Below are 15,932 nucleotides of genomic sequence, written 5' to 3' on the forward strand. Positions count from 1 at the left end.
TCGCCCTCACTGGGGTTCGCGCTATGTTCCCCTGGGTCTTCGCCTACCCCGTTTTGGGGGTCTCTCGCCGCGTGGTTGCCCCGGGGCGGGGCGCGGGCCGGGGACACCGGCCGGAACGGTCAGGCGGCCGCCATCCGGTGGCGGGCCGGGAGGGATGTCCGCCAGCGGACGAACATGCCCGCCAGGGCGAGCAGGGTGGCGCCCCAGACGACGCTGAAGACCACCAGCATGGGCAGCCAGGTCACCTGGGAGGCGACGGCGCCGAGGCCGAGCGAGAGGCCGACCATGAAGACGATGGCCGTCGGGGTGAGGCTGCACAGCCAGTGCAGGGCCCGGTGCGCCCAGCTCGGGTGCTCCGGCGCGTCGGGGCCGGTGTCCAGGGCCTTGTAGGTGATGAGGTCCATCGGGAATCGCCTCCGGGGGTGTCAGGGGAGGTCACGAGGCCTTCCGGGGAGTGGCGGACTTCCGGGTCGTGGTCTTCTTCGCGGCGGACCTGGTGGTCGCGGCGGACTTGGTGGTCGCGGCGGACTTGGTGGTCCTGGTGGTCCTGCTGGTCTTCCCGGCCGCCGCGGTCCTCTTCGCGGCGGCGCGCTTGCGCGGGGCCGGCTTCTCGCCGGCCTCCTCGGCGGTCTCCTCCCCGGCGGCCCCGGCCCCGGTGCGGCCCGGGTGGGCGTCCTTGGCCTGCCGCAGGCTGCTGCGCAGCGCCTCCATGAGGTCGATGACGTTGTCCGGCGCCGCCTCCCCCGCCTCCTCGTGCGGGACCTCCACGCCCTGCAGCCGCGCCTCGATCACCTGCTGGAGCGCCTGCTGGTAGTCGTCGTGCAGCTGGTCGAGGTCGAAGTCCTCGGAGAGCGTCTCCATCAGCGAGCGCGCCATCTTCAGCTCCTGCGGCCGCACGGTGACCTTCTCCTCCGGCGCGATGCCGGCCGCCGGGCGGACCTCGTCGGGCCAGATGCAGGTCTGCAGCACCAGCGTGCCGTCGTGCACCCGCAGCACCGCCGGCGACTCCCGGGTGCGCAGCGCGATCTTGGTGACGGCGATCTGCCCGGACTCCACGAGCGCGTCGCGCAGCAGCGCGTAGGGCTTGGCGGCGGCCTTGTCGGCAACGCCGACGTAGTAGGCCTTGGAGAACATCAGCGGGTCGATCTCGCCCTCGTCGACGAAGGCCAGCACATCGATGATCTTCTTGCTGGGCAGCGGGAGGTCCGCGAGGTCGTCGTCGGTGAGGGTGACGGTCCGGCCGTCCGGGGACTCGTAGCCCTTGGCGATCTCCGCGTACGGGACCTCCTTCTCCTCCCGCTCGCAGTACCGCTTCATGCGCACCCGGCCGCCGTCCCTGGCGTGCACCTGGTGCAGGGGGACGTCGTGCTCCTTGGTGGCGGAGTACAGGTGGACGGGGATGGAGACCAGGCCGAAGCTGATCGTCCCCTTCCAGGTGGTCTGCATGGGGTCGCTCCTTCCCGGAGCCGTCCCGATGGTTCGCGGTGGTTCGCGCCGGCCGGGGCAGCCCGGCCCCGGGGGTTCCACTCTGCCCGGGTTTGCCCGGTTCGGCCACAGGATGCCGCCGGGCGGCGCGCCCGCGTCCCGCCCGGCGGACAATGAACGGGCGGAACGGAGGAGGTGGGTGCGTGGGGCGGAGCACCGGAGCGGCCCCGCCGCCGGCCGCGACCACGTACCGGGTGCGGTACGCGCTGGCCGGCGCGGCGGGGGTGCGCCACGCCGAGGTCACGGTGGTGCCCGGGTACTCGCAGGAGGGCGACATCCCGGCGATCCTGGCCGCCCGGCTCACCGGGCGGCCGGCGGACGCGCGGCGGATCGTGCTGCTGGCGGTGGCCGAGGTCTGAGCGTCCGGGTGCCCGAGGGCCTGAGCGCCCGAGCCGGCCCCGCCGGGCTCAGGCCTGGAGCGAGGCCAGTGTGACGATCGTGATGTCGGACGGCGCGCCGACCCGGACCGGCGGCCCCCAGGCCCCGGCGCCGCGGGTCACATAGAGCTGGGTGTCGCCGTAGCGCTCCAGCCCGGCGACCGTGGGGTTGGCCAGCTCCGCGATGAAGTTGCCCGGCCAGAGCTGCCCACCGTGGGTGTGGCCGGAGAGCTGGAGGTCGACGCCGTGCCGGACGGCGTCGTGGATGGTGACCGGCTGGTGCGAGAGCAGGACGGCGGTGCGGGCGGGATCGCGGTCGCCGAGCGCCTTGCCGAAGTCCGGGCCGTCGCCCTCCCGTTCCCCGGCGATGTCGTTGACCCCCGCGAGGTCGAAGCCGCCCAGCTCCACCCGGGCGTTCTGCAGCGGGTGGACGCCCAGCTCGCGGACGAAGTCCACCCAGGGCGCCGCGCCGGAGAAGTACTCGTGGTTGCCGGTGACGAAGTACGCCCCGTCGCGGGCCCGCAGCTGCGCCAACGGTTCGGCGTCGCGGCCGAGGTCGGGCACCGTGCCGTCGACCAGGTCGCCGACGACGGTGATCAGGTCGGGCTTCGCGGCGTTGATGGTGTCCACGATCCGCTGGGTGTGGGCGCGCCCGAGGATCGGGCCGAGGTGGATGTCGCTGACCACGGCGATCCGGTACCCGTGGGCGCGGGCCGGCAGCTTGGCGAGCGGGACGGTGACCTGCTTGAGCCGCGGTCCGCGCAGCACCCCGTAGGCGCCCGTGCCGACCACGGCGGCCGCCGCGCCGGAGGCGCCGATGGCGACCGCCCGGGCGACGAACAACCGTCGCTCCGGCGAGGGGGCGGACCTCGGTGACGGCTCGTCAATCACCCCGGCGGGGGCCTCCGCCGCGGCCTCAGGGGCCGTCGCGACCACCCCGGCGGGCTCCGCCGTCACGGGCTCGGAGCGCCGGGCCGGCAGACGCAGCAGCAGCGGCCGCAGCAGCTCGCCGACGCCGAGCGCGAGCAGCAGGTACAGCAGTACCGCCAGCCACAGGTAGCCCGGCCAGGCGAACCAGCGTTCGACCGATATCGGGAACGCCCGGCCGCCGACCAGCGCGCCGACCGAGAGCACCGGCAGGGCGACGGCGAGCACCGTCCCGGTCCGGCGCCAGGGGCCGCCGGGCGCCGAGACGTCGCGCACCAGCCGGCGCCAGAGGTACCAGTGGACGAGGGCCAGCAGGGCGAGGACGAGAAGGGCGCCGAGCACCACGAGGACGATCATCACGCGGCCAGTATGGACGGCCGCCTGACAAACCCCTCCAGAGGGGCCCAACTTGCTGCCGCTGCGTCAGATTTGAGCTTTTCGGGGGACCACTTCACCTACCCTGACCTGGCCTTTTGCGTCCGCTCAACGAACATTTGCCGGCGCCTTGTTCCGATAGCCGGAGGTAGCGGCTAGGTTGCACCGCAATGCGCGGATCCGTCCCCCACCCTCCGGCGTTCGAGCCGAGGGTCAGGCCGCGCTGGAAAGGCACAGGGCACCCTCACGATGCGTGCGGACACCACCACCCAGGCCGGTTCCCCGCCGGCCGGATCCTCCGCGATCTCCTCCGGCGGACACGGCCACGGCGGCGACGGCCACCTCAAGGCCGGTCTCAAGAACCGCCACCTGTCGATGATCGCCATCGGCGGCGTGATCGGCGCGGGCCTGTTCGTCGGCTCCGGCGCGGGCATCGCCGCCACCGGCCCCGGCATCCTGCTCTCCTACGCGCTGGCCGGTGTGCTGGTCGTGCTGGTCATGCGGATGCTCGGCGAGATGGCCGCGGCCGATCCGCAGAGCGGCTCCTTCTCCGCGTACGCGGACCGGGCGCTCGGCCGCTGGGCCGGGTTCACCATCGGCTGGCTGTACTGGTTCTTCTGGGTCGTGGTGCTGGCCGTCGAGGCCACCGCCGGCGCGAAGATCCTCAACAACTGGATGCCGGGCGTTCCGCAGTGGGCCTTCGCACTGATCGTGATGGCCGTGCTGACCGCGACCAACCTGGGCTCGGTCGCCTCCTACGGCGAGTTCGAGTTCTGGTTCGCCGGGATCAAGGTGGTGGCCATCGCCGCCTTCCTGGTGGTCGGCACGCTGGCCGTGTTCGGCCTGCTGCCGGGCACCCACGCGGTCGGCGCCGAGAACCTGACCGGCCACGGCGGCTTCCTGCCGCACGGGGTGGGCGCGGTGTTCACCGGCATGCTCACCGTCGTCTTCGCCTTCATGGGCAGCGAGATCGTCACCCTGGCCGCCGGCGAGTCCGAGGACCCGGAGAAGGCGGTCAGCAAGGCGACCAACAGCGTCATCTGGCGGATCGGGATCTTCTACCTCGGCTCCATCCTGCTCGTGGTGACCCTGCTGCCGTGGGACTCCGCCGCCGTCAAGGGCAGCCCGTACGTCGCGGTGCTGGAGCACGTGGGCATCCCGGGCGCCGGCCGGGTGATGGACGTGATCGTGCTGACGGCCGTGCTGTCCTGCCTCAACTCGGGCATGTACACCGCCTCCCGGATGGCCTTCTCGCTCGGGCAGCGCGGCGACGCGCCGAGGGCCTTCGCCACGGTGACCAAGCGCGGCGTGCCGCGGGTGGCGATCCTCTCCTCGGTGGTGTTCGGCTTCGTGGCGGTGTTCTTCAACTACACCTCGCCCGACACCGTCTTCGCCTTCCTGCTGAACTCGTCCGGCGCGGTGGCGCTCTTCGTGTGGCTCGTGATCTGCTTCTCCCAGCTCCGGATGCGCCGGATCCTCGAGCGCGAGTGCCCGGAGCGCCTGACCGTCCGGATGTGGCTGTACCCGTACCTCACCTGGGCCGCGATCGGCATGATCGGGTTCGTGGTGGCGTACATGTTCACCGACGCCGACGGTCGGAAGCAGATGTACCTGTCGCTGGTCGCCGCGGCCATCGTGCTGACGGCGTCGGCCGTGGTGGGCCGCCGGCGGCGGGCCGCGGCGGTGTCGTCGGCATCCTGAGCCGGCGGAGCAGTACCGCCCGCGGACACCGGGCCCGGGAGCCGTTGCGGAGGCTCCCGGGCCCGGTTCTCTCATGTCCGGCGCCGGTCCGTGACCGGCTCCGGTGCGGTTCCGTGACACGGCGGACATGACCCGGCGACGCGCCGACCCCTACTCTTTCCCCTCATGCGAGATCTTGCGGCGGGGATGGGGTACCTGGCCAAGGGCCAGAAGTGGGTGGGGCGGCACGGCCGCTGGTGGGCGTTCGGGATGATCCCGGCGCTGATCACGCTGGCCGGTTACGCGGTGGCGCTGTTCTTCCTCGGCGGCTGGGCCGGGGACATCGCCGAGTGGGCCACCCCGTTCGCCGACTCCTGGTCCTCGCTCTGGCAGGACCTGCTGCGCACCACGCTCGCCGCGGTGGTCTTCGTCGGCGGGCTGCTGCTGTCGGTGCTCACCTTCACCGCGGTCACGCTGCTGGTCGGCCAGCCGTTCTACGAGGAGCTCTGCGAGAAGGTCGACGAGAGCGAGGGCGGCGCGCCGACCCCGCCGGACGTTCCGCTCTGGCGCGAGCTGCTGGTGGCGACCCGGGACAGCCTCTTCGTGCTGGCGCGGGCCGGCGGCTTCGGCGTGCTGCTGTTCGCGGCCGGGTTCATCCCGGTGGTCGGGCAGACCGTGGTGCCGGTGCTGGGTTTCCTGGTCTCCGGCTTCTTCCTCACCCTGGAGCTGACCTCGGTCGCCCTGCAGCGGCGCGGGGTGGCGCAGCGCGAGCGGCTGCGGCTGCTGCGCGGGCGGCTGGGCCTCGCCCTCGGGTTCGGCGTGCCGCTGGTGCTGGCGTTCCTGGTCCCGCTGGTGACGGTGGTCGCCATGCCCGGCGCGGTGGCCGGCGCCACCCTGCTGGCCCGTGACCTGGTGCCGGTCGAGGAGGAGCCGCACTCGTCGTCGCCGGACGAGGACGAGGACGAGGACGGGGACGAGGGCGGGGACGGGGAGCCGGACGCGCCGGCGGTCCCCGAGCTGCCGGAGTACGGCGCGCAGCGTCCCGTGGAGGGCAACCCGTACGCCGCCGCGCCGCGGCCGCCGGAGCCCCATCCGCACCGGAGCGTGTGAGCACCCGGTCACCCTCCGTCCGGCCCGGCCCCGTCCGGGTGTGAGGCCTCCCACACGGGCCGGGCGGTCTACTGCCGCCGATAGTGGCCGGCCGCCCGGCGGTGCCCCTCCGGGCATCCCCGGCGGACCGTCCGGCGGCCGGCGGCCCGGGCGGCCGGGCGGCGGAGGGCCGGAAGAACGCAGGCGACGGGCCGGTTCGGGCCGTTCGTTCGTCGACGCCCCCCGGCAGCCACCCATCGATTCGCCAAAACGGACAAACTTGTACGAAGCGCCCGCCATCGGTCGGGCGCTTCGCCGTTCCGGGGTGCCCGCTCCACTACCGCCCGTCGTAGTGGACGGCTTTGCCGCCCGTGCCGGGCTCTGCCAAGAATGGCCCGTCGCCAGGCAGCGCGGCCGGTCCTCCGCCGCGCATCCCGTCCCGCCCCGCCGTCGCACCGGGGCACGCACCACGGCCGTCCCGTACGCCACCGCGGGCCGCTCTCCCCCGAGCGGGCCCCGCGCGATGCCCGGCGCCCGCGCCGCCGCCCCGCCCGGGGCCGGCACGCCCCGACGGCCACCGAGGCCCCGACGGCACCCCGACGGAAAAGGATCGTCCGCCCCATGCAGCTCAGCCATGCCCGCCGCAACTCGCTGATCACCGGGATCGCCACCCTGGTGGTGGCGAGCGCGGCCACCGCCGCCCTCGCCATCCCGGACAGCGGGACCGCCGTCGCCGAGGCGCCCGCCGCCGCGGTGGCCGGCGCCGCCGGCGACACCTCGGCGGACGCACAGGCCGCCGCGGCGCAGGCACAGGCACAGGCCCAGGCGGACGCCCAGGCGCAGGCGGACGCCCAGGCGCAGGCGGACGCCCAGGCCGCCGCCGCTGCCGCGCAGGCACAGGCCGAGGCGGACGCCGCCGCCCAGGCCCAGGCCGCCGCGCAGGCACAGGCCGAGGCCGAGGCGAAGGCCCAGGCGGAGGCGAAGGCCAAGGCCGACGCCCAGGCCGCCGCCTCCCGCTCGCAGGAGCGCTCGGCGCTGAACAGCAAGCCGGCCTACTCCGGCAGCCCGCGCGAGATCGCCGCCCAGATCGTCCCGGCCGGCCAGCTCCAGTGCTTCAACAACATCGTGTCCCGCGAGAGCAGCTGGAACGTCACCGCCACCAACCCCTCGTCCGGCGCCTACGGCCTGGTCCAGGCGCTGCCGGGCTCCAAGATGGCCTCGGCCGGCGCCGACTGGCGCACCAACCCGGCCACCCAGATCAAGTGGGGCCTGAACTACATGAACTCCCGCTACGGCAGCCCGTGCGGCGCCTGGGCGTTCTGGCAGTCCCACCACTGGTACTGAGCCGCCCGCCCTCCGCGAGCCCGCAGGCCCCCCGGCCCGCGGGCTCGCGGCGTTCCTCAGGCGCGCCCGGCCCGTCCGGCGAGCACGTCGAGGTAGTGCGGGTTGTGCATCACGCCGAGGAGGTTGCCGAACGGGTCGCGCACCGCGCCCGCCCGGAACGGCCCGTAGTCGCGGAGCGGCTCGTGCGGCGCCGCGCCCAGCTCCAGCAGCCGGGCCATGACCGCGTCCACGTCGTCCACGTGCCAGTACGCCACGACGCCGGCCGGTGCGGACGGCGTGCGGGAGATGCCCAGCTCCTGGCTGTGGTCGCCGAGCCGGAACTCCACGTAGTCGGGCTGCTCGAAGTACGGCTCGACGCCCAGCACCTCGGCGTACCAGGCGCGGGCGGCCGCGAGGTCCCCGGCGTGGTAGCGGATGGTGGCCAGGCCCCGGAAGGTCGTCGTCATGCGAGCAGTGTGGCGGGGATCTAGGTCAGTTCCTGGCCGCTACTCCTAGCGCCCGCACGAAAACTCCTAGCGCCGTTACGGAAAACATCGTGCGCTTCGGATGCGAGCTGGCCGAAATCCTGGTGGCCCCGCGCCGGTCCGGGACGCGAGAGTGGGACCCATGGATCAAGTGAGGCTCTCCGACGGGGTCGTCACGCTCACACCGTTCGGGGCGGCGGACATCGACGCGCACCTGGCCGGCGAGGACGAACTGCTGGTGCGCTGGCTGAACGGCGGCCCGAGCACCCGGGCGGGCACCGAGGAGTACGTACGGCGGTGCACCGCGCAGTGGGTGTACCGGGGGCCGGCCCGGGTGTTCGGGATCCGGACCGGGCCGGAGCCGGTGCTGGCGGGCACGATCGACCTGCGGTTCGCGATGCCGTGCCTCGCCCCCGGCCAGGTGAACATCGCCTACGGCCTCTACCCGGCCTGGCGCGGGCGGGGCCTGGTGACCAGGGCGGTGCACCTGGTGTGCGGGTACGCGGCGCTGGAGGGCGCGAGCGAGGGTGTGATCCGGGTCGACCCGGAGAACCTCGCCTCGGCGGCCGTCGCCCGACGGGCCGGTTTCCGCTACTCCGGGCGGGTGACGGAGCCGACGGGCTCCCCGCTCGACTGGTACGTCCGCGAGCTGGTCGGCGCGTCCGCCGGGGCCCGGACGGCGGCCGCCGGCGCGCGCTGAACGGCCGTCCGTCAGGGGCGGCGGTCCGTCAGGGGCGGCCGTCCGCGAGGGACGGCGGCCCGTCAGGGCGGCGCCGGACGGCCGCCACCACCTCGCCCGTCAACAGGCCGACCGCGATCGCCGTCACCAGGGTGACCAGCTCCACCAGGTCGCGGAACCCCCCGATCGGATGACCGCCGGCCAGGTCGGTGAGGCCGCGCATGCCGAGCGAACCGACCGTCAGGGTGAAGAAGCCGGGCAGCAGCAGGAGCAGCCGCGGCGGCGCGCCCGGGCGGGCGGCGATCCGGGTCACCGTCGCACTCAGCACGACGGCGGCGGCGAACGTCCCGGCCACTTCCCCGGCCAGCCAGGTGGCCAGGGTCTGCGCCGCCACCGTCAGCCAGACCAGGAGCAGCAGCACCGGGGCGAGCCGCGCGGGGATGGCGAAGGCCAGCACGGTGCCCGCGGTGAAGACGATCCACGCGGTGAACAGCGCCCAGCGCGGCAGGTCCTGGGCCTCCGTCAGGTCGAACAGCGCGTGCCGGTCACGACCGGTGACGGCCAGTCCGATCAGGATCCCGACGTACAGCTGGAGCAGCAGGAACACCGCGTAGACCAGCCGCACGGCGCCCGGGGTGAGGTACCCGGCGGCGAGTTCGGCGGTGGCGGCGCTCAGGTAGTCGCCGGGGACGAAGAAGAACAGCGCGGGCAGCATGATCAGCACCGGTCCGCCGTGCGCCGGGGTGCGGGCGAAGACCAGCAGCGCGATCACCGAGACCAGGACGGCCGCCGCCAGCGGCAGCACCGGGCCCAGCCGGGGCCGGCGGTCCGCCGCCAGGGCGAGGGCCGCGCTCACCGAGGCGAGCACGGCGGTGGAGCCGACCTCCCACCAGGTGGGCTGCATCAGCGGGGCGAAGCCGAGCGAGAACAGCACGATCCCGAGCGCCTTCGCCCACCGGGGGTACGGCGGCGGGGCGGCGTCCAGGGCGGCGAGCCGTCCGGCCGCGGCGGCCAGGGTGAGCCGGCCGGCCGTCAGGTCGGCCAGCAGCGGCCGGACGGCGGCCAGCTGGTCGAGGCGGAACACCTCGGGAAAGGCCCGGACGGTCACGGTGCTGGTCCCGCCGCCGGCGGTGACGGTGAGCACCGCGCCCTCCGGCAGCACCAGCAGCCGCGCCGAGCCGCCGAGCGCCCGGGCGGCGCCCGCCACGGCCGGCTCCAGCTCCTGGACGCCCTCGCCGCTGTTGCGCAGCAGCACGGTGGTCAGCCGGGCCAGGAAGGCGGTGAGTTCGCCGACCCGGGGCGGCCGCGTCAGCTCTTCCAAGGCCCGCCTCCGTCCGCGTCCCGCCGTGGTCCCGCGCGGGTGACGCCTCCAGCCTGCCCGCCGGCCGGGGACGGCGCGCGTCGGGGGCGGGTCGGGGCGGGTCGGGGCGGGTCGGGGCGGCGGGTCGGGGCGGGTCCGGGTCATGACGTGGACGCGCCCGGAACAGCCGGTGAAGATATGGCGCACGTGGGGACGATTTGACCGGGATTGCCCCGTCTACGGACCGTCAGGCCTTTGCCACCGTTCGCAGCCGCTCCTACGCTCCCGCGTCATGCCCTCACCCCTGATCAGCGTCGTGATCCCCGCCTATGACCAGCAGAAACAGCTGGCGGACTGCCTCGACTCGCTGCTCGCCCAGTCCTTCCGCGACTTCGAGGCGCTGGTGGTCGTCGACCGCTCCCCCGACTGCCCGGCGCAGCTCGCCGAGCGCTACGCGGCGCGCCACCCCCAGGTCTCCGCCCTGCGCCTGGACGCGGCGGTCGGCGTCGGCGTCAGCCGCAACGCGGGCGCCGCCCACGCCCGGGGCGAGTACCTGCTCTTCCTGGACGCCGACCACCTGCTCGCCCGCGACGCGCTGCGCTCCTTCGCCGACCGGCTGGCCCGCACCGGGCCGGTCGACCTGCTGCTCTTCGGCCACACCCGGCAGCACGGCGGGCGGGACTGGCCCGGCGGCGCCGAGGCGCTGCTCGCCGAGGCCGGGCCGGAGGTGTTCGCCCCGCTGGACCGCCCGGAGCTGCTGGGCGCGCCCGCGCTGGTCTGGGACCGCCTGATCGGCCGGGCGCACTGGTTGCAGCAGGGCCTGGCCTTCCCCGACGGCCGGTACGAGGAGATCCCGCCGGTGCACCGGGCGATGCTGACGGCCCGCCGGATCGCGGTGCTGCCGCGCGCCTGCGTGCAGCTGCGCCGCCGGGAGACGGTGCACCCGACCGGATCGCCGGGCAGCAGCAGCTTCGACATCTTCGAACAGTACGAGCGGACCTTCGCGCTGCTGGACGTCCTGGACGCCCCGGACGCCGTCCGGGAGGCGCTGTTCACCCGGATGATCCGGCACTACCTGTTCGTCTTCGACCTCGCGGGCTGCGTCGCCCGCGCCGAGCGCCCCCAGTTCTTCCACCGGGCGGCCGAGCACCACCGCCGCTTCCAGCCTCCCGGCCACCGCCGCCCCGCCGGCCGCGAGGGCGTCAAGTTCTCCCTGCTGGCGGGCGGCGCCTACCCGGCCTTCGAGGTCGCCAAGCTCTCCCACATCGCCGCCGGCACGCTCACCGGAGCGGCCCGCCGCCGCTGAGGCCCAGGACGCCCCCGCGTGTGCGGGCGGACGCCGTCAGGGCCGGTCGTCGCCCGCCCCCGGGTAGCCGATGGCGGCGAGGTCCGGGCGCAGGCGGGCGAGGTCGGCGTCCGGGTCGAGCGCCGCGACCACCTCGGCGGTCAGCGGGTGCCCGGCGTAGAGGTGGCGGACGGCGTCGAGGGCCACCGGCCGCTCGTAGTACGCCTCGGCCCAGTCGCGGAACCCCTCGGGGGTGCCGTCGAGCAGCAGCGCGAACAGGTGGTCCGCGCCGTCCGGGTCGTCACCGTGGACGGCCTCGAAGCGGACGTCCCCGGTGCGCCACCGGTCGTCGCCGGGTTCGCGCCACAGGCAGACCGTCACCTCGGGCGCGTCGTCGGCCGGCTCCTCCAGGAACGCGCGGAGCACCTCCGGCACCGGGTCGAGGACACCCGGCCACACCGTGCCGTCCCCCGCGTACGGGCTCAGCGGCGACTCGTGGTCGAAGCCCCGGGCGATCGCGCCGGCCGCCGAGAAGACGATGGTGTACGAGTCGCCGGCGCCGTTGTCCATCCAGGCCACCTCGCACCCCGCCGCCCCGTGGGCGGCGTGACCGTGCCGGCGGTACGGGTCGTCGGGCGCGAGCACGGCCTCCGCCGCCGCCATCGCGCGGCAGAGGTCGCGCAGGGCGGGGACGGCCGGCAGCCGGCGGGCGACGTCGTGCGCACTCATGCCCGTATTCCAGCAGACGCCTCCGACAGCCGCCGGGCCGTGCCGGCCGGCCGCGTCAGACGTGCGCGGTGCCGCCGTCGGCGGCGAGGGCGGTGGCGACGCGGTGCAGGGTGTCGGCGCGGAGGCCGGCCGGCAGCGGCGGCAGAACGTCCATCCACAGCGGCAGGGTCGAGCCGAGCAGCTGGCGCTGGCCCTCGGGGCGGGCGATCAGCCACAGGTGCAGGTGGGCCCCGCCGTCGCCCCAGCGGTTCACATGGACCCGGCCGATGCCGCCGAGGCCGAGGATCGCCTTCTCCACGCGCTGGAGCAGCGGGCCGAGCTCGGCGGCCCGGGCCGGCGGGAGGTCGAGCAGGTCGTGGTGGCCGCGCGGGGAGAGCAGCAGCACGGCGGGCAGGCCGTGCGGCTCTCCGAAGGCCCGCAGCCGCCAGTGCTCGTCGGTCCAGACGCAGTCCTCGTCCGAACGGCCGCACTCGTGGCACTCCGCCGGGCCCGCCTCGCCGTGCCGGGGCGGTTCGGGCAGTTCGGGGGCGTCCAGCGGCCGCACCCGCAGTCCGCCGCCCTCGGACGGCTCGTACGGGAAGATCGACCAGGACGGCGCGGCGTCCTCGGGTATCGGCAGGCGCTCGCCGACCGGCAGGTGGGCGAGGAAGCGGCGGGCGTCGTCGGGTTCGGTGATCATGGCGACGACAGTGCCAGACACACCGGGCGCCCGGCCAGCCCTTTCCCGGTACCGCCCGCCGGTCGCGGCTGCGATGATCGGCAGTAGCCGTCCGGCGTCCGGACGCACCACCGCCCGGGAGGACCCGCCCGTGAGCCGCCCCGACACCGCCCCCGGCACCGACCTGGCCCGCGAGCTGTCCGCCGTGCTGCGCGGCGACGTCCGGTTCGGCGCCGCCGAGCGCACCGTCTACAGCCACGACGCCTCCAACTACCGTCACCTGCCGCTGGGCGTGGTCAAGCCCGCCGACCCGGACGACGTGCGCACCGCGCTCGCGCTCTGCCGCCGCTACGAGGTGCCGGTGGTGGCGCGCGGCGCCGGGACGAGCATCGGCGGGCAGGCGATCGGCCCCGGCGCGGTGGTGTTCGACTTCCGCCGCCACCTCGGCGCCGTGCTCGACGTGGACCCGGAGCGCCGCACCGCCCGGGTCGAGCCGGGCGCCGTCCTGGACGACCTGCAGCGCGCCGCCCGCCCGTTCGGGCTGCGGTTCGGGCCCGACCCGTCCACGCACAGCCGCTGCACGCTCGGCGGCATGATCGGCAACGACTCCTGCGGCGCGCACTCGGTGGCCTGGGGCCGGACCGCCGACAACGTCGAGTCGCTGGACCTGCTGCTGGCCGACGGCACCGAGCTGACCGTCGGCGGCCCGCTGGACGCCGCCGGGCGCGCCGCGCTCGCCGCCCTGCCCGGGCGGGCCGGCCAACTCCACCACCGGCTCCAGGAGTTCACCGACCGGAACCTGGCGGTCATCCGCCGGGGTATGCCCGCGCTGCCGCGCCGGGTCTCCGGCTACCCGCTGGACGCGCTGCTGCCCGAGCGCGGCCACCACCTGGCCCGCGCGCTCACCGGCACCGAGGGCACCTGCGCGCTGCTGCTCGGCGCCACCGTCAAGCTGGTCGAGGACCCGCCGGCCCGGGTCCTGGTGGTGGCCGGCTACCCGGACGAGACGGCCGCCGCCGACGCCGTCCCCGCGCTGCTGCCGCTCGGGCCGCTCACCGTCGAGGGCACGGCCGCCGACCTGATCGCCGCGCTGCTCGCCGCGGGCCCGCGCCCGCCCGCCCTGGACCGGCTGCCCGACGGCGCCTGCTGGCTGTTCCTGGAGGCCGGCGGCGCCACCCCCGCCGAGGCGCTGGACGCGGCCCGCCGGCTCGCCGACGCCGTCCGGCGCGAACGCACCGCCACCGCCGCCGTGGTCACCGACCCGGGCGAGCAGCGCCAGCTGTGGGGCGTGCGGGAGGCGGGCGCCGGCATCGTCACCCGGCTGCCCGGCGGCGGCGAGGCGTGGCCCGGCTGGGAGGACTCCGCCGTCCCGCCGGAGCGGCTCGGCGACTACCTGCGCGAGCTGCGCGCGCTGCTGCGCCGGCACAGCCTGCGCGGCGTGCCGTACGGGCACTTCGGTGAGGGCTGCGTCCACCTGCGGATCGACTTCCCGCTCGCCCAGCCCCACGGGGTGCTGGTGTTCCGGGAGTTCCTGGAGCAGGCGGCCGATCTGGTGGTCTCGTACGGGGGTTCGCTCTCCGGCGAGCACGGCGACGGACAGGCCCGCGCCGAACTGCTGCCGCGCATGTACCCGCCCGACGTCATCGACCTGTTCCGGGAGTTCAAGCGGATCTGGGACCCGGAGGGGCTGCTCAACCCGGGCACCCTGGTCGAGCCGCGCGCGCTCGACGCCGACCTGCGGTTCACCGGCCCGGTGCGCGCGCTGCCGCTCGCCCTGCCGTACGAGCGGGACGGCGGCAGCCTCGCCAAGGCGGTGCGCCGCTGCGTCGGCGTCGCCAAGTGCGTCGATCCCACCACCGGGGTGATGTGCCCCAGTTACATGGCCACCGGCGAGGAGCGGCACTCCACCCGGGGCCGCGCCCGGCTGCTCGCCGAGATGCTGCGCGGCGGCGGCCGGACCGGGGGCGCGATCCCGGACGGCTGGCGCTCGGCCGAGGTCCGCGAGGCGCTGGACCTCTGCCTCGGCTGCAAGGGCTGCGCGAGCGACTGCCCGGTCCACGTCGACATGGCCACCTACCGCACCGAATTCCTGTACCAGCACTACCGGCACCGGCCGCGCCCCGCCGCGCACTACGCGATGGGGCTGCTGCCGCTCTGGCTGCGCGGCGCGGCCCTGGCGCCCGCGCTGGCCAACACCGTCGCCCGCTCACCCGCCTCGGGCGCGCTCAAACGGCTCGCCGGGATCGACCCGCGCCGGGTGCTGCCGGTGCTGGCGCCGGAGACCTTCACCCGCTGGTACCGGCGCCACCGCGCCGCCCGCCCCGCCCCGGCCGGCGCGCCGCCCGTCCTGCTCTGGCCGGACACCTTCGCCAACTTCCTGCAGCCGGAGGTGCTGCGCGCGGCCGTCGAGGTGCTGGAGCACCTGGGCTTCGACGTCCGGCTGCCGGCCGGCCCGGTCTGCTGCGGGCTCACCTGGTACTCCACCGGCCAACTCCCCGGCGCCCGGCGGGTGATGCGGCGCAGCCTGGCCGCGCTCGCCGCCACCGGCCTGCCCGCCGGCACCCCGGTCGTCGGGCTGGACCCGAGCTGCACCGCCACACTGCGCGAGGAGGTGCCGCGCCTGCTCGGCGCCGAGGGCCGCCCGCTGGCCGAACGGACCCGCACCTTCGCCGAGTTCATCGACGAGTACGCGCCCGACGCGCCGCTTCCGCAACTGCCGGTGGACGCCGTCACCCAGACCCACTGCCACCAGCACGCCGTGCTCGGCAGCGCGGCGGACCGCCGGGTGGAGCGGCGGATGGGCGTCACCAACCGGGTGCTGGACTCGGGGTGTTGCGGGCTGGCCGGCAACTTCGGCTTCGAGCGCGGCCACTTCGAGGTGTCGGTGGCGATCGCCGAGCGCGTCCTGCTCCCCGAGGTGCGCGCCGCCGGGCCGAGGACGGTGATCCTCGCGGACGGCTTCAGCTGCCGCACCCAGATCGCCCAGCTGGCCGGCGGCCGCCGGGCCCTGCACCTGGCGGAGCTGATGCGGCGGGCGCTGCGGGAGCGGCCGTCCGGTGATCCGCGAACCCGCTGACACCACGCGCCCCCGGCCCCACAATGACGGCATGACCACCCTCACCACCGCCGAGGCGGACAGGATCCTGGCCGACAACTTCGCCCCCTGGGTGCTGGCGCTCGGCCTGTCGGTGGCCGACACCGGCGAGCGGCACGCCGTGCTCCGGCTGCCCTGGTCCGGCGAGCTGGCCCGGGAGGGCGGCGCGCTGTCCGGCCAGGCCCTGATGGCCGCCGCCGACACCGCCTGCGTGATCGCGGTCTCGGCGGCCCGGGGCGGCTTCGGCCCGATGACCACCGTCCAGCAGTCCACCAGCTTCCAGCGCGCGGTCACCGGGCGGGACGTCCTGGTGCACGCCCGGGTCAGCAAGCTGGGCCGGCGGATCGCCTTCCTGGACGTCACCCTCACCGCGGAGGGCGAGCAGGACGCGGCGGCCCACGCCACCGCGGTCTACGCGCTGGCCTGAGCCGCCGCGCCGCCCCTGC

At 75.3% G+C, this 15,932-nt stretch carries 15 protein-coding genes; 8 read left to right on the forward strand and 7 right to left on the reverse strand.

Annotated features, from left to right (window positions below):
* Positions 1–119: 119 nt before the first annotated feature.
* Positions 120–404 carry a hypothetical protein gene (locus ABTX81_RS02090; protein ID WP_350541001.1) on the reverse strand — a complete coding sequence of 95 codons (285 nt, stop codon included), beginning with the start codon at positions 402–404 and terminating at the stop codon, positions 120–122.
* 31 nt (positions 405–435) lie between these two features.
* Complete coding sequence (ku, locus tag ABTX81_RS02095; RefSeq protein ID WP_350541002.1) at positions 436–1,446, reverse strand: non-homologous end joining protein Ku; 1,011 nt, start codon at positions 1,444–1,446, stop codon at positions 436–438.
* 182 nt (positions 1,447–1,628) lie between these two features.
* On the opposite strand from ku, the gene ABTX81_RS02100 reads away from it, so the two are divergent.
* Positions 1,629–1,844, forward strand: coding sequence for a hypothetical protein (locus ABTX81_RS02100; RefSeq protein ID WP_350541003.1), 216 nt, complete (start codon positions 1,629–1,631; stop codon positions 1,842–1,844).
* Between the two features lie 48 nt (positions 1,845–1,892).
* Here the strand turns inward: ABTX81_RS02100 and ABTX81_RS02105 are convergent, their stop codons facing one another.
* Positions 1,893–3,146: a metallophosphoesterase gene (locus ABTX81_RS02105; RefSeq protein ID WP_350541314.1), complete on the reverse strand. Its 1,254-nt coding sequence runs from the start codon at positions 3,144–3,146 to the stop codon at positions 1,893–1,895.
* A 267-nt stretch (positions 3,147–3,413) separates the two neighbouring features.
* Between ABTX81_RS02105 and ABTX81_RS02110 the strand changes: the two genes are divergently transcribed.
* The 3 genes from ABTX81_RS02110 (at position 3,414) to ABTX81_RS02120 (ending at position 7,277) form a co-directional block, all read left to right on the forward strand.
* The gene (locus ABTX81_RS02110; protein ID WP_350541004.1) at positions 3,414–4,865 is read left to right on the forward strand and encodes an amino acid permease; all 1,452 of its coding nucleotides are present in this window, start codon (positions 3,414–3,416) and stop codon (positions 4,863–4,865) included.
* 165 nt (positions 4,866–5,030) lie between these two features.
* The gene (locus ABTX81_RS02115; RefSeq protein WP_350541005.1) at positions 5,031–5,954 is read left to right on the forward strand and encodes an EI24 domain-containing protein; all 924 of its coding nucleotides are present in this window, start codon (positions 5,031–5,033) and stop codon (positions 5,952–5,954) included.
* Positions 5,955–6,554: 600 nt separating this feature from the next.
* Positions 6,555–7,277 carry an aggregation-promoting factor C-terminal-like domain-containing protein gene (locus tag ABTX81_RS02120; protein WP_350541006.1) on the forward strand — a complete coding sequence of 241 codons (723 nt, stop codon included), beginning with the start codon at positions 6,555–6,557 and terminating at the stop codon, positions 7,275–7,277.
* 56 nt (positions 7,278–7,333) lie between these two features.
* On the opposite strand, the gene ABTX81_RS02125 is transcribed toward ABTX81_RS02120, so the two are convergent.
* The gene (locus ABTX81_RS02125; RefSeq protein WP_350541007.1) at positions 7,334–7,723 is read right to left on the reverse strand and encodes a VOC family protein; all 390 of its coding nucleotides are present in this window, start codon (positions 7,721–7,723) and stop codon (positions 7,334–7,336) included.
* A 160-nt stretch (positions 7,724–7,883) separates the two neighbouring features.
* On the opposite strand from ABTX81_RS02125, the gene ABTX81_RS02130 reads away from it, so the two are divergent.
* Positions 7,884–8,441, forward strand: coding sequence for a GNAT family N-acetyltransferase (locus ABTX81_RS02130; protein ID WP_350541008.1), 558 nt, complete (start codon positions 7,884–7,886; stop codon positions 8,439–8,441).
* Between the two features lie 28 nt (positions 8,442–8,469).
* Here the strand turns inward: ABTX81_RS02130 and ABTX81_RS02135 are convergent, their stop codons facing one another.
* The gene (locus tag ABTX81_RS02135) at positions 8,470–9,741 is read right to left on the reverse strand and encodes a threonine/serine exporter family protein (RefSeq protein WP_350541009.1); all 1,272 of its coding nucleotides are present in this window, start codon (positions 9,739–9,741) and stop codon (positions 8,470–8,472) included.
* 271 nt (positions 9,742–10,012) lie between these two features.
* Between ABTX81_RS02135 and ABTX81_RS02140 the strand changes: the two genes are divergently transcribed.
* Positions 10,013–11,026 (forward strand): glycosyltransferase family 2 protein, encoded by a 1,014-nt coding sequence (locus ABTX81_RS02140; protein WP_350541010.1) that lies wholly within the window; start codon positions 10,013–10,015, stop codon positions 11,024–11,026.
* A 36-nt stretch (positions 11,027–11,062) separates the two neighbouring features.
* Here ABTX81_RS02140 and ABTX81_RS02145 read toward each other — a convergent pair whose 3' ends face one another.
* Both ABTX81_RS02145 and ABTX81_RS02150 read right to left on the reverse strand, forming a co-directional pair.
* Positions 11,063–11,734 (reverse strand): hypothetical protein, encoded by a 672-nt coding sequence (locus ABTX81_RS02145; protein ID WP_350541011.1) that lies wholly within the window; start codon positions 11,732–11,734, stop codon positions 11,063–11,065.
* Positions 11,735–11,789: 55 nt separating this feature from the next.
* Positions 11,790–12,413: an HIT family protein gene (locus ABTX81_RS02150; protein WP_350541012.1), complete on the reverse strand. Its 624-nt coding sequence runs from the start codon at positions 12,411–12,413 to the stop codon at positions 11,790–11,792.
* Between the two features lie 73 nt (positions 12,414–12,486).
* Between ABTX81_RS02150 and ABTX81_RS02155 the strand changes: the two genes are divergently transcribed.
* Both ABTX81_RS02155 and ABTX81_RS02160 read left to right on the forward strand, forming a co-directional pair.
* Positions 12,487–15,468, forward strand: a complete 2,982-nt coding sequence (locus ABTX81_RS02155) for an FAD-binding and (Fe-S)-binding domain-containing protein (protein ID WP_502892691.1) — start codon at positions 12,487–12,489, stop codon at positions 15,466–15,468.
* Positions 15,469–15,499: 31 nt separating this feature from the next.
* Complete coding sequence (locus ABTX81_RS02160; RefSeq protein WP_350541014.1) at positions 15,500–15,913, forward strand: PaaI family thioesterase; 414 nt, start codon at positions 15,500–15,502, stop codon at positions 15,911–15,913.
* Positions 15,914–15,932 lie beyond the last annotated feature (19 nt).

Source organism: Kitasatospora sp. NPDC097605, from assembly GCF_040302725.1.
In the GTDB taxonomy this organism is placed as follows: domain Bacteria; phylum Actinomycetota; class Actinomycetes; order Streptomycetales; family Streptomycetaceae; genus Kitasatospora.

What these genes read in the sequence shown, in the direction of transcription:
- ABTX81_RS02090 (WP_350541001.1), bottom strand. Translation starts at nt 404, where the DNA reads ATGGACCTCATCACCTACAAGGCCCTGGACACCGGCCCCGACGCGCCG.
- ku (WP_350541002.1), bottom strand. Translation starts at nt 1,446, where the DNA reads ATGCAGACCACCTGGAAGGGGACGATCAGCTTCGGCCTGGTCTCCATC.
- ABTX81_RS02105 (WP_350541314.1), bottom strand. Translation starts at nt 3,146, where the DNA reads ATGATCGTCCTCGTGGTGCTCGGCGCCCTTCTCGTCCTCGCCCTGCTG.
- ABTX81_RS02110 (WP_350541004.1), top strand. Translation starts at nt 3,414, where the DNA reads ATGCGTGCGGACACCACCACCCAGGCCGGTTCCCCGCCGGCCGGATCC.
- ABTX81_RS02115 (WP_350541005.1), top strand. Translation starts at nt 5,031, where the DNA reads ATGCGAGATCTTGCGGCGGGGATGGGGTACCTGGCCAAGGGCCAGAAG.
- ABTX81_RS02120 (WP_350541006.1), top strand. Translation starts at nt 6,555, where the DNA reads ATGCAGCTCAGCCATGCCCGCCGCAACTCGCTGATCACCGGGATCGCC.
- ABTX81_RS02125 (WP_350541007.1), bottom strand. Translation starts at nt 7,723, where the DNA reads ATGACGACGACCTTCCGGGGCCTGGCCACCATCCGCTACCACGCCGGG.
- ABTX81_RS02130 (WP_350541008.1), top strand. Translation starts at nt 7,884, where the DNA reads ATGGATCAAGTGAGGCTCTCCGACGGGGTCGTCACGCTCACACCGTTC.
- ABTX81_RS02140 (WP_350541010.1), top strand. Translation starts at nt 10,013, where the DNA reads ATGCCCTCACCCCTGATCAGCGTCGTGATCCCCGCCTATGACCAGCAG.
- ABTX81_RS02145 (WP_350541011.1), bottom strand. Translation starts at nt 11,734, where the DNA reads ATGAGTGCGCACGACGTCGCCCGCCGGCTGCCGGCCGTCCCCGCCCTG.
- ABTX81_RS02150 (WP_350541012.1), bottom strand. Translation starts at nt 12,413, where the DNA reads ATGATCACCGAACCCGACGACGCCCGCCGCTTCCTCGCCCACCTGCCG.
- ABTX81_RS02155 (WP_502892691.1), top strand. Translation starts at nt 12,487, where the DNA reads ATGATCGGCAGTAGCCGTCCGGCGTCCGGACGCACCACCGCCCGGGAG.
- ABTX81_RS02160 (WP_350541014.1), top strand. Translation starts at nt 15,500, where the DNA reads ATGACCACCCTCACCACCGCCGAGGCGGACAGGATCCTGGCCGACAAC.